Source organism: Paracoccus sp. (in: a-proteobacteria), from assembly GCF_047973135.1.
Lineage (GTDB): Bacteria > Pseudomonadota > Alphaproteobacteria > Rhodobacterales > Rhodobacteraceae > Paracoccus.
In genome coordinates this window covers 23,669-35,749 of record NZ_JBKEBL010000159.1, presented here as the reverse complement: position 1 = coordinate 35,749, position 12,081 = coordinate 23,669, and the positions used below count along the sequence as shown (strand labels likewise).

14 protein-coding genes are annotated in these 12,081 nt (G+C 62.0%); 2 read left to right on the top strand and 12 right to left on the bottom strand.

From position 1 onward, the window contains the following. Window positions 1–1,177 (top strand): ISAs1 family transposase (locus ACK5L9_RS12270; protein WP_416911749.1); only part of this gene is annotated, 1,177 nt, incomplete at its 5' end. Between the two features lie 325 nt (window positions 1,178–1,502). Here the strand turns inward: ACK5L9_RS12270 and ACK5L9_RS12265 are convergent. The 8 genes from ACK5L9_RS12265 to purC form a co-directional block, all read right to left on the bottom strand. After that, window positions 1,503–1,685 carry an ImmA/IrrE family metallo-endopeptidase gene (locus ACK5L9_RS12265; RefSeq protein ID WP_416911748.1) on the bottom strand — a complete coding sequence of 61 codons (183 nt, stop codon included), beginning with the start codon at window positions 1,683–1,685 and terminating at the stop codon, window positions 1,503–1,505. Window positions 1,686–1,748: 63 nt separating this feature from the next. Further along, on the bottom strand, window positions 1,749–3,083 hold the full coding sequence (locus ACK5L9_RS12260; RefSeq protein WP_416911750.1) for a glutamine synthetase family protein: 1,335 nt from the start codon (window positions 3,081–3,083) through the stop codon (window positions 1,749–1,751). Window positions 3,084–3,085: 2 nt separating this feature from the next. Then, window positions 3,086–3,910, bottom strand: a complete 825-nt coding sequence (locus ACK5L9_RS12255; protein ID WP_416911747.1) for an ABC transporter permease — start codon at window positions 3,908–3,910, stop codon at window positions 3,086–3,088. Continuing rightward, window positions 3,907–4,785: an ABC transporter permease gene (locus tag ACK5L9_RS12250; protein WP_416911746.1), complete on the bottom strand. Its 879-nt coding sequence runs from the start codon at window positions 4,783–4,785 to the stop codon at window positions 3,907–3,909. The genes ACK5L9_RS12255 and ACK5L9_RS12250 overlap by 4 nt, the downstream gene beginning before the upstream one ends. A gap of 41 nt (window positions 4,786–4,826) precedes the next feature. Then, complete coding sequence (locus tag ACK5L9_RS12245) at window positions 4,827–5,549, bottom strand: transporter substrate-binding domain-containing protein (RefSeq protein ID WP_416911745.1); 723 nt, start codon at window positions 5,547–5,549, stop codon at window positions 4,827–4,829. Window positions 5,550–5,579: 30 nt separating this feature from the next. Continuing rightward, window positions 5,580–6,359, bottom strand: coding sequence for an ABC transporter ATP-binding protein (locus ACK5L9_RS12240; RefSeq protein ID WP_416911744.1), 780 nt, complete (start codon window positions 6,357–6,359; stop codon window positions 5,580–5,582). Between the two features lie 97 nt (window positions 6,360–6,456). After that, the gene (gene purS, locus ACK5L9_RS12235; RefSeq protein WP_416911743.1) at window positions 6,457–6,696 is read right to left on the bottom strand and encodes a phosphoribosylformylglycinamidine synthase subunit PurS; all 240 of its coding nucleotides are present in this window, start codon (window positions 6,694–6,696) and stop codon (window positions 6,457–6,459) included. An 11-nt stretch (window positions 6,697–6,707) separates the two neighbouring features. Continuing rightward, complete coding sequence (purC, locus tag ACK5L9_RS12230) at window positions 6,708–7,469, bottom strand: phosphoribosylaminoimidazolesuccinocarboxamide synthase (protein ID WP_416911742.1); 762 nt, start codon at window positions 7,467–7,469, stop codon at window positions 6,708–6,710. Between the two features lie 127 nt (window positions 7,470–7,596). Here purC and ACK5L9_RS12225 point away from each other — a divergent pair, with 127 nt between their 5' ends. Beyond that, window positions 7,597–7,914, top strand: a complete 318-nt coding sequence (locus ACK5L9_RS12225) for a DUF1476 domain-containing protein (RefSeq protein ID WP_416911741.1) — start codon at window positions 7,597–7,599, stop codon at window positions 7,912–7,914. 108 nt (window positions 7,915–8,022) lie between these two features. Here the strand turns inward: ACK5L9_RS12225 and ACK5L9_RS12220 are convergent, their stop codons facing one another. From ACK5L9_RS12220 to ACK5L9_RS12205, 4 genes are read right to left on the bottom strand one after another with little or no spacing between them, the layout of a single operon-like run. Then, window positions 8,023–9,465 (bottom strand): flavin-containing monooxygenase, encoded by a 1,443-nt coding sequence (locus tag ACK5L9_RS12220; RefSeq protein WP_416911740.1) that lies wholly within the window; start codon window positions 9,463–9,465, stop codon window positions 8,023–8,025. Window positions 9,466–9,479: 14 nt separating this feature from the next. After that, entirely contained in the window at window positions 9,480–10,229 is a 750-nt protein-coding gene (locus tag ACK5L9_RS12215; RefSeq protein ID WP_416911739.1) for an SDR family NAD(P)-dependent oxidoreductase, read from the bottom strand. A 33-nt stretch (window positions 10,230–10,262) separates the two neighbouring features. Then, window positions 10,263–11,549 carry a TRAP transporter large permease gene (locus ACK5L9_RS12210; protein WP_416911738.1) on the bottom strand — a complete coding sequence of 429 codons (1,287 nt, stop codon included), beginning with the start codon at window positions 11,547–11,549 and terminating at the stop codon, window positions 10,263–10,265. 7 nt (window positions 11,550–11,556) lie between these two features. Further along, complete coding sequence (locus tag ACK5L9_RS12205; protein WP_416911737.1) at window positions 11,557–12,081, bottom strand: TRAP transporter small permease; 525 nt, start codon at window positions 12,079–12,081, stop codon at window positions 11,557–11,559.

Sequence of the window (12,081 nt, the reverse complement as noted above, 5' to 3'; positions counted from 1 at the left end):
TAGCGGCAAGTGTGTCGCCACGGCGTTCTGGTTCGGAGTCAGTGCCCCGCGAACCGAGGTTCGGAGGGAGGTTTCATTGGAGACCGCCGTTTCTTTTCAGTCTTGTATCGCGCCGGTCACCGATCCGCGGCAACCGGCCAAGGTGGTTCACCGGCTGGATGAGTTATTGCTCGTGTGCCTGTGCGCGGTGGTATCGGGCAGCGAGAGCTTCGTCGATATCGCCGAATACGGCGAGGAGAAGCTGGAGTTTCTGCGGACGCTTGCCCCGTTCGCGCATGGGATCCCCTCGCATGATACGCTGTCGGCGGTGTTCCGGGCGCTCGATCCAGACGAATTCGGCAGGGCGTTTGCCGCCTGGGTTACCGGGCTGTCCGGACAGCTTGACGGTGCCGTTGTTGCGATCGATGGCAAGACGGTGCGGGGATCGAAGGCCGGTGGAGCAAGCCCGCTGCATCTGATCTTGGCCTGGTGTGACGATCTGGGCCTCGTGCCCGGCCAGCAGGCGAGCGGGCACAAGACGAACGAGGTCAAGGACATCCCGGCGCTGCTGGATCTGCTCTCGCTGGAGGGGGCGGTGGTGACGCTGGATGCGATGGGCTGCCAGCGCGACATCGCCGCCGGCATTCGTCGCAAGGGGGCCGATTACGTGCTGGCGCTGACGGGTAATCAGGGGCTTCTGCACGAAGATGTCAGGCTGTGGTTCGAGGAACGGGAGCAACCTAATACCCGGCAATGCCAGACGGTTGACCGCGACAAGGGCAGGGTCGAGACCCGGATCTATACCCAGTGCGGCGCCATCAACTGGCTGCGAAGGCGCCATCCCGGCTGGCAGGACCTGGCCAGCATCGGCCGGGTCGTTTCCATCAGGGAAAGCGGCGGCAAAACCACGCGGCAGACGCGGTATTTCATCTCCTCCCTGCCGGCGGACGCCGCCCGCTTCGCCCGTGCGGTGCGCGGCCATTGGGGCATCGAGAACCGTCTCCACTGGGTGCTTGACGTGACCTTCCGCGACGATGACAGCCGGGTGCGAAAAGACCATGCGCCGAAGAATTTCGCGGTCATCAAACACGCCACCATGAACCTGCTCAACCGGGCCAGAGGCCGGAAATCGCTCAGGGTCATGCGGAAAAAGGCCGGCTGGAACGATCAACTCCTGCTCCAGATCCTCACCGCGTGACGTTCATGCGATTCCCCTGACTCAGGAACCAAGATCGGCCAGGCGCGCAGGCAAAACGCTTTCGCATAGAGGCGCTGCCCGGTCTTCGGACAGGTGCGCCAAGGGCGGAACGCGTACCGATAACCCGGCGGAGGGGGTGTGTGCTTCTTGGCCATTCCCTCGTTCTCTATCGAGGAACATCTTGCCATTTGACCCGAAAAGCGCCATATCGGCCCTTGTCACAGAAGCTGATTTGCGTTTTCGGGAGGCTCGGCATCGTCAAGCCCCTGACACAGGATTCAGATTTTCACTTGGAGGCTCGGGTGCCAACCTGAGCCTTTATTCGTCAGAGCCTTCCGTTCTTGCGAAGGTAGCGGAGGCGGTTGCGGGCGGCGCTGAACGAGACGCCGAAGCGATCCATCAGGCCGTTTTCGTCATCCCACCCGTCAATGAACCCTTCGGGTATCAACAGCTCTGCGGCGAACTGATCCGCCTGCGGCTCTGCCAAGCGGCAGGTGGGGGGGGCCATCGCCCCGGCGAGCCCGGACCATGGAGATGTTCGTATGCGCCTTATGCCGAAGTCGGCACAACATCAAACCGTGTCCAGATACAGTTCGACCGTTTCCTCGTCGGACAGTTCTGCCATGTAATGCAGTTCCTGCCGTTTGGTCATGACGTAATTGGCTATCAGGGATTGCGGCAGGATGCGGTTCAGTTCGGTGCAGGTGGCGAAGGCCTCGATAGCGCTGGCCCAGTCGGTCGGCAACTGGTCCAGTTTCTGGTCATAGGCGTTGCCGCGGAAGGGTTCGGGCGGTTCGATGCGGTCTTCGATGCCGTTCAGCGCGGCACCGAGGATCGCGGCGACGGTCAGATAGGGGTTCACGTCGCCGCCGGCCACGCGATGCTCGATCCGGCGGGCCTTGGGGGCAGATGACGGGATGCGGATCGCGGCGGTGCGGTTTTCATAGGCCCAGCCGATACCCGTCGGGGCATGGGCGTTCGGGACCAGCCGGTCGAAAGAGTTTTCGTGCGGCGCGAACAGCAGGGTCGAGCCGGGCATCGCGCGCAGGCATCCGGCGACGGCGTGGCGCAGGGCGTCGCTGCCCTCGTCGCCGCCATTGTCAAAGATGTTCCGCCCGTCCTTCGTCAGCACCGAGAAATGCATGTGCATACCGCTGCCCGACCAGGCGTCATAGGGTTTGGCCATGAAGCTGGCGGCAAAGCCGTAATTCCGCGCCACGCCCTTGACCAGCATCTTGAACAGCCATGTGTCATCGGCGGCCTTCAACGGGTCGGGCTGATGCATCAGGTTGATCTCGAACTGGCCCGGCCCCGCCTCGGAGATGGCGGTATCGGCGGGGATGTCCATCATTTCGCAATAATCGTAAAGCGTTGTGAAGAACTGATCGAACGCATCGAGGGCGCGCAGGCTAAGAACCTCGCCGCCTGTCCGCCGTTTGCCCGAACGCGGGCTGGGGGGGACGCGCAGGGTCATGCCAGAATCGTCGATCAGGAAAAATTCCAGCTCTGTCGCGACGACCGGCACCAGCCCGGCCGCGTCATAGCGTTCGACCACGCGGGCCAGCGCCTGACGGGGATCGCCATCAAAGGGGCGGCCATCGGGGTGAAACATCCACAGCGGCAGCAGGGCGGTTGGAGCGTCCAGCCAGGGCATTGGCAGAAAGCCGCGTTCGGTCGGTAGAAGCAGCCCGTCCGGGTCGCCGGATTCAAAGACCATTGGGCTGTCTTCGATATCCTCGCCCCAGATGTCCAGATTGAGGACCGAATAGGGGAACTTGGTCCCTTCCTCCAGCAGTTTCTGGGCAAAGCGCGCGGGGATGCGTTTGCCCCTTGCCACGCCGTTCAGATCGGCGGCAGCCACGCGGATTGTCTTGACCTCGGGATGCTCTCGCAGCCATTCCATTATATTCATCTTACCAGTTGCGGGCGGTATCTCAGCCGCTCGGCTGCACCAGGCAGGTGTCGGTTGAGCCGCCGGTTCACCATGCCGAACAGTCCGATCAGGACCAGCGTGCAGAGAATGAAGTATCCCGCCACGATGGGATAAGCAACAAAGGGATTGAATGTCTTGTCCGCGAAATAGCTGGCATAATACAGGCCGTCACCGCGCTGCTGAAAGGCCGGAAAGCCGGAAAAGAACACCAGTGCGGTGGCGTGGAACAGAAAGATCGCCTCGTTCGTATAGGCGGGCCAGGCCAGGCGCAGCATGGTCGGCCACAGCACCCGGCGGAACCGGTTCCAGCCGGTCAGTCCATAGGCGTCTGCGGCCTCGATATCGCCCTTGGGCACAGACATCAGCGCGCCGTGAAATATCTGCGCCGCATAGGCCGAGGTGTTCAGGATCAGCACGATCAGCGCCCCGGCCCAGGCTTGTGTCAGCCAGCTTGTCGCGACGGTGAAGCCAAGGAACTGCACGCCCGCGCGCGGCAGCATCACCAGCGCCTGATAGGCCAGAAAGAACTGGATGAACAGCGGACTGCCCCGGAACAGGAAGATGAAGCCATCGGCCGGTTTGCGCAGCCACGGGTTGCGGCTTGCCTTGGCCACCGCCAGCGCGTTGGACAGGAAGAACCCAAGCAGCAGCGCGAAGAACGCGAAATACAGGTTCCACAGGATGCCCGAGCCGATCAGCGTGAATTGCTGGCACAGGTTGAAATCGCTGCGTGGCAACAGCCTTTCGCCCACACCCAGCGACCGCAGCGCGTAATCCTGAATGGTCTGCCCGCAGCTCATGCGGCACCCTTGCGCAGGGTCTCGCCGGCCATGGTGGCCTGCCCCGATGACAGCCGCCGGGTCAGCCGCGCGATGATCTTTTCCGAACCCCAGGTCATCAGCAGATAGAACACCAGAATCGCGAGGAAATAGTAAAACCGCCAGTCGGGATGCGGATAGGCGAAGGCGCTGGTCTTGGCGCCGCCCAGATCGCGCGCCCAATAGACGATATCCTCGACCCCCAGCAGGAACAGCAGCGGGGTCGCCTTGACCAGAAGCATCCACAGGTTCGAAAGTCCGGGGATCGCATAGGTCCACATCTGCGGGATCAGAACCCGGCGCGTGACCTGACGCGGGCTCATGCCAAAGGCCTCGGCGGTTTCCAGTTGCGCGCGCGGCACCGCCTGCATCGCGCCATGAAGCACATTCGAGGCGAATGCACCGAAAACCACGCCAAAGGCGACCACCGCCAGCACGAAGCCATAGCTTTCATGAACCCATTGCGGGGCGGTGGACAAGGGCATCTTGGCTGCGGCACAGACGATGAATTCATTGCCCTGCCAGGGAGAGACGGGACTGTCGCACAAGATCCGGCTGCGCATCCACTCGATCCCCTGATCCAGCGCGATGGGCACGAACAGGAAAAAGATGATGTCCGGCACACCGCGCACCATCGAGGTATAGATCTTGCCGAACCAGCGCAGCGGCGCGATGTGCGACCGCGAAGCCATTGCCCCGCCAAAGCCGAACAGCAGCGCGACAGGGGCCGTCACGGCCAGCAGCATCAGAACCGTGCCGAAGCTGGCATAGAACAACAGATGCTTGCCCGATGTAAGATAGCACATCAGCCAGCCTAGCCCGTCAAGGGCCTTGGGATCAGCGCATTGCGCGAACATGCGGGGCCACGCCCCTGAGGGCGCGGTGTCCTTTCATGGCATCAGAACGTCTTGGCCTCGTCGCCGAACCATTTCGTGATCATGGCGTTCAGCGTGCCATCGTCTTTCATCGACTGGATTGCCGCATCAAATTTTGCCTTAAGCTCGGTATCCGACTTGCGCAGCCCGATGCCCATCCCGTCGCCCAGGGACACCGGATCGCTGACAAAGACCAGCTCTCCGTTCGATTCGTTCACCGAGGGCGCCAGGAAGTCCTTGTCGGCAAAGACGGCATCGGCCTCGCCATTCCTGACTGCCGCGATGGTTTCGTCGCCGGTTGCGAATTCCAGCAGGGTCGCGCCGCTTTCGGCGACATAACCGGCCTGAATCGTGCCGGTCTGCGCGGCAATCACGCCCGCGCCAGTATCGGCATCCGCGTTCAGCGCGGCATAGGCGCTGTCGGCGGGCGGGAAATAATTCTGGCTGAACTCGATCACCTGCTTGCGTTCGTCGGTGATGCTCATTCCCGCGAGGATCGTGTCATAGTTCCCGGACACCAGGTTCGGGATGATCGAATCCCAGTCATTCGTGACCCAGGTGCAGTCCAGTTCGGCGCGCTTGCACAGCTCGTCACCCAGTTCCCGTTCGAACCCGTCCACCTGACCGGCATCGTTGACAAAGTTATACGGAGGATAGGCACCCTCGGTCGCCATGCGGATGGTTTCGGACAGCCCGGCCCCGGCGGTCAGGGCAAATGCGGCAGCGGTGATCGCCAGTATTTTCATTGGTCTCTCTCCTGTTGTTTTTTTCGTGACTTACAGGGCCATGGTCGCGCTGAGGAATTGTTGCAGACGTTCCGTCTGCGGCGCGCCGAACAGCCGGTCGGGCGGGCCTTCCTCGGCGATCAGGCCCTGATGCAGAAAGACGACATGGTCGCTGACATCGGCGGCCAGCCGCATGTCATGGGTCACGATGATCATGGTCCGGTGTTCTGCGGCCAGTTCCTTGATGACCTTGACGACCTCTTGCTGCAATTCGGGGTCCAGCGCGCTGGTCGGTTCGTCGAACAGCAGCGCCTTGGGCTGCATGCACAGCGCGCGGGCGATGGCGGCGCGCTGTTGCTGGCCACCCGAAAGCTGCGCGGGCCAGGCATCGCATTTGTCGCCGATGCCCACCTTGGCCAGCAGGTCGCGGGCGCGGGCCTCGACCGCGGCGCGATCTTCGCCCAGCACCGTGACCGGCGCTTCCGAGACATTTTGCAAAATGGTCATGTGGGACCACAGGTTGAACTGCTGGAACACCATGGACAGGTTGGTGCGAAACCGCGTCACTTGCGCCCGGTCGGCGGGCTGTCGCGAGGCACCGGTACCTTTCCAGCGCACGGCCTCACCTTCGAAGAAGATGTCGCCCTGCTGGCTGTTTTCCAGCAGGTTGCAGCAACGCAGAAGGGTCGATTTGCCCGAGCCGGACGACCCGATCAGGCTGATCACATGACCCCGCGGCGCGGTCAGCGAAACGCCCTTCAGAACCTCAAGTGGCCCATAAGCCTTGTGCAATCCGGTGATCCGGAATACCGGAGCCGAGTCGCCTGCCATGTCGCTTTCATTATTCATCGGCATATTTGGCGATAAAAAACGAAAGAATGCAACGGATTCTGCGGGATCCGCGCCTTTTGGACAGGCTGACGATACGTCAGGCGATCTCGATCGAGTATTTTTCGATCACCGTATTGGCCAGCAACCCCTCGCACATGCGGGCAACCTCGGCGCGGGCGGCATCGGGGTCGGTGGCGTTCAGGTCCAGTTCGATCAGCTTGCCCTGACGCACGCCTGATACCCCCCTGTGTCCCAGCCCCCCAAGCGCGTGACGGATCGCCTCGCCCTGCGGGTCCAGAACCCCGTCCTTCAGCATGATGGTGACGCGGGCTTTCATCGGCTTGTCCTTCAGTTGATCGCGGTCGGTTTCAGGCTGGTCGTGTTCGCGGGCATCAGGCCCAGACGGCGCGCGACCTCGGTATAGGCGTCGGTCAGGCTGCCCAGATCGCGGCGGAACACGTCCTTGTCCAGCTTTTGCCCGGTCTTGACGTCCCACAGGCGGCACGAATCGGGGCTGATCTCGTCCGCGACGATCAGCCGCATGAAATCATTGTCCCAGAAACGCCCGATCTCGATCTTGAAATCGATCAGCTTGATACCGACGCCGAAGAACACGCCCGACAGGAAATCGTTCACGCGCAGCGCCAGCGACACGATGTCGTCCAGATCCTGCTGGCTGGCCCATCCGAAGGCGATGATATATTCCTCGCTGACCATCGGATCGCCCAGTTCGTCATTCTTGAAACTGTATTCCACGATGGGCCGGGGCAGCAGCGTGCCTTCCTCAAGCCCCAGCCGCTTTGACAGAGAACCTGCGGCAAAATTGCGCACGATCACCTCAAGCGGGATGATTTCCACCTGCCGGATCAGTTGCTCGCGCATGTTGATGCGGCGGATGAAATGGTTGGGCACGCCGATATTCGTCAGCCCCTGCATGAAGAACTCGGACAGGCGGTTGTTCAGAACGCCCTTGCCTTCGATGGTGGCTTTCTTCTGCGCGTTAAAGGCGGTTGCATCGTCCTTGAAATACTGGACCAGCGTTCCCGGCTCGGTGCCTTCGTACAGGATCTTTGCCTTGCCTTCGTATATCTTCTTGCGCCGCGGTGCCATCGCCCGACCGTCCTTTCGCATCTGGGTATGCCGCGCCATAACGCAGTTTGGCCATTGGGGGCAATAAGGGTTGCGGCAGGGCGCGGCAATGGGCATATCTGAAGGCAAATGCATCAGGAGGCCGAGCATGACCACCTTTGACGACCGCGAACACGCCTATGAGGCCAAATTCGCACATGACGAACATCTTCGCTTCAAAGCCGAGGCAAGGCGTAACCGCCTGCTGGGTATCTGGGCTGCGACTTTGCTGGGCAAGACCGGCGAGGCCGCCGAAAGCTATGCCGTCGAGGTGGTGAAGTCGGATTTCGAAGAAGCCGGTGACGAGGATGTGTTCCGCAAGCTGGCCGGCGATCTTGAGGGCAAGGCCGATGCGGCAGCGATCCGCGCCAGAATGGGCGAGCTGATGGTCGAGGCGCGCAGGCAGATCATCGAGGAAGCCAAGTAATCCTGTTCCGGTCGAAGGCGATCAGGGGGCTGCTGCCCCCTTTTCCATGCGGGGCCGCTGGTGTGTGCCGTGCTGACCGGAATTGCGCCCGCCATCATTTGCCTGCCGTCACCCGACAGAGGGCAGGGCGAAATCCAGCACTTCGAAATCGGTGCGGTTCACCTGTGCGGTTTCACGCTGATAGGCGCCCTGGGTCCGGGGATAGTTGGTAACGACCCGGCCCGAGGCCGTCTGATAATAGCTGTGGCAATGACTGGCCGCATTGACCGAGCGCAGCAGTTCCTCTTGCGCCTGATCACACCAGTCGCGCATGGCCTTTTCGCGCACCACAATCGCGCCCCCCTCGCTGTTGGCGACATGCAGCGCCTTCATGATGTAATCGGCCTGACATTCCAGCATCACCAGAACCGAGCCGGGCACATTGGTGTTCGGCCCGAACATCAGAAAGAAATTCGGGAAATCAGGGACGCAGATGCCCAGATAGGCCTCTGCGCCTTCGGCCCATTTCGCATGAATCTCGGTGCCGCCGATGCCGTGGATGCGCATGCCGGGCAGGTAATTGGCCGGATCGAACCCGGTTGCATAGACGATGTGGTCAAACGGGTGCAGCCTGCCGTCGCCGGTCTGTACGCCGTCCGGGACAATGGATGAAATCGCCTCGGTTACGACCGTCGCATTGGGTTGCTGCAAGGATTGATACCAGTCGTTCGAGAACAGCGACCTCTTGCAGCCCAGCTTGAAATCCGGGGTCAGTTTCGCCCGCAGATCGGGGTCGGGAACGATTTCGGCCAGCATCTGCACGAAACCGGCTTGCGCCTGCGCGGTATCCTCGAAATCAAAGCGTCGGCCCGCGCGTTCCTCGAATTCGTCAAAGATGCGCTGGCGTTCCTTGGCGTCGCGGCCCTCGGCGATCAGGGATTTCGGCATGACATAGGGGGCGGTGCGCTGGAACAGGGTCACATCCGCCCCCGCCGCGACCAGTTCGGGAACGATCTGGATGGCCGACGCGCCAGTGCCGATGACACCCCATCGGCCCTTGCCCATGTCCAGATCGTGCCGCCAGTCAGTCGAGTGAAAGGCATCGCCCGCAAAGCTGTCGCGTCCGGGAATCCTGGGGATCACCGGATGGTTGAAGATGCCGACCGCCGCGACCAGGGCCCGCGCCTCCCATAACTGGCCGCCGCGCGTCCAGACCCGCCAGATGGCGCGGGTTTCGTCCCATTTCGCCTCGGCAACTTCGGTGTTCAGGTGGATCTTGCCGATGACGCCGCGCCTGGTCACGACCTGACGGATGTAGTCAAGGATTTCCGCTTGCGGAGGATAGTCGCAGGACCAAGGGTGATCGGCCTCGTAGGAATAGGAATACAGCACGGCGGGAATGTCGCAGGCCGCGCCGGGATAGTCGTTGTCGCGCCAGACCCCGCCAATATCGTCCGCGCGTTCGAGAATGACGAAATCGTCCTGCCCGGTCTCCTTCAGCCGCATCCCCAGACCAAGGCCGCCAAGTCCGGCCCCGATGATCAGAACCCCTGTGCGTCGTGGCGTTTTCATCTTCGTTCCTTTCCTCAAACGATATAGCCCGCGTCGATACAGATCATCTGCGAGGTGATCATCCGGCTTTCATCCGCGCCCAGAAACACCACGGTTTCGGCGATGTCGGCGGGTTCGACAAAGCGGGCGATCTTGCATTTCGCCAAAATCTCGCGTTCGAAGGCCGCCGGATCCTCGCGGGCATTGATCAGGCGACGCAGCATCGCGCTTTCGACAAGGCCGGGATGGATGGTGTTCACGCGAATGCCGCGTGGCCCCAGCGCGGTCGAGGCCGAACGCATCAGCCCGTTCACCGCGTGTTTCGCCGCGCTGTAGCCGATATTCATCGGCGTGGCTGAAATGCCCATGATCGACGAGGTCAGGATGACCGAGCCGCCATCCGCCATGCGCGGCGAGATGGCTTTCAGCCCAAGAAACAGGCTGCGGACATTCACCTCCATCACCTTGTCGAACACATCGTTTTCATATTCGGCGATGGTCGCCACCTTGCCCTCGATCCCGGCATTGCCGAAAAAGATGTCCACCTTGCCAAAGCGGCTTTCGGCGGCATCGGCCAAAGCGGTTTGCAGGGCGGGTTCGGTCACGTCGCCCGCGACCAGCGCCACGCGTTCCCCGGCGAAACCGGTGGTGGCCTGTTCAAGTGCCTCTTGCGACAGGTCGCTGAGCACCAGATTTGCACCCTCGCGGTGATAGGCGCGGGCGGTGGCCAGCCCGATATTGCCAGCGGCACCCGTGATGATCGCGGTCTTGCCGGAAAGTCGCATCGCTATTCCTTTCTGTTGAACTATCTCCGCCGGTCAGAACCACCTGACAGGCAGGGTGATGATCGCGGGGAAAATGATGATGATCAGGACCGCCAGCAGATTCAGCGCGATGAAGGGCGTCACGCCGCGGAAGATGTCGCCCAGCGGAATTTCATTCGCCACGCTCTTGACGGTAAAGATGTTCATGCCGATGGGCGGGGTCAGCATGCCGACCTCGATCATCAGGACAACGAAGATGCCGAAATAGATCGGGTCGATTCCGGCGCTTTGGGCGATGGGCAGAAAGACCGGGACCGTCAGCAGCATCAACCCCAGCGTCTCAAGCACGCAGCCCAGAACCAGATAGATCGCGGCAAAGATCAGCAGGATGCCGACCCGGCCCAACCCCATCTCGGCGACGATTGCGCTGAGATCGGCGGCCAGCCCGCTGAGATTGATGAAATTCGAGAACATTCCCGCGCCAAAGACGATCAGGAACACCATCGATGTCGTTCGCGCGGCCTCGATGGCGCAGTCGATGATGCCCCAGAAATCCAGCGCCCGCCGCCACAGCACGATGGCCAGCGCGCCCATGCTGCCGATACCTGCCGCCTCGGTCACGGTCATGAAGCCGAAATACATGCCGCCGATCACGATGATGAACAGCACCAGCGTCGCCCCGATGCCCTTCAGCGCATGCAGCCTGACGGCCAGCGGCGGCTTTGCCTCGCCCTCCGGCATCATGCCGTCCACCCGCGCCATCAGCACCACGCCGCCCATGAACAGCGCCGCGACGATCAGGCCGGGGACGGTGACACCGATGAACAGCAGGCGGATGTCCTGATCGGTGATCAGGCCATAGATCATCAGCGGAACCGAGGGCGGGATCAGCATCCCCAGCACCCCCGATGCCGCCACGCAGCCCGACGAGATCCGGTCGTCATAGCCACGCGCGCGCATCTGCGGGATGGCGACCTTGGACATGGTGGCTGCGGCGGCAAGCGACGATCCGGTAATCATGCCGAACAGCGCCGATGCCGCGACGGTGGCCTGCGCCAGCCCGCCCCGCATATGGCCCAGCCAGGCCTGCGCGGCGGTATACAGATCGTCCGAGATGCGGGCGCGGTGGATGAATACGCCCATCAGGATGAACATCGGCATCACCGACAACGAATAGCTGGCCGAACTGTCCTGAACGACGCTGGCCAGCGTCCCCAGCGCCGGATCCCAGCCGCGTTGCATGGCAAAGCCGATGGTTCCGACGAACAGCAGCGAAAACCCCAGCGGAACGCCGATCAGGGCAAGGCCGATAGCGGCGATAAATCCCAGAAATGCGGTCATGGCGCGATTACTCCAGACTGCTGTGGCTAAGGCGCGGCGTTCCGCCAGTCAGCAACGCGATCAGGCGGAACAGATGTGTCACCGCCATCACCCCGGTCAGGGCGGCGGCGGCCATGGTCACGGGGGCCTTGGGGATGCCGATCACCAGCGAGGCATCGCCGAATTTCTGAAAAACGCCCGCCAGATCGTAAAGCTGCCAGGCCATCGCCAGCGCGGTCACAAGGCAGATCAGTTCTACCACAAAACGGCGCAGGCGGGCGACCGGCCCCGTGCCCATCGAGATCAGCTCGACCGAGATATGGCTGCCGCTGCGCGACAATTCCGGCAGGAACCAGAAGATCGTCAGGGTCATGGCGACCTCGATCATGTCATAGGCACCGCGCAGCGGCGCATGCAGCACATAGCGGCCGATGACATCAACAAAAGTCAGCCCCATGATGCCAAGGATCAGCACCGCGCCGATCCGGCCATAGATTTTCCACAGCCGGTTGAAACGGCCCTGATCGGCAAGGTAATCGAGAAGCGCGTTCAT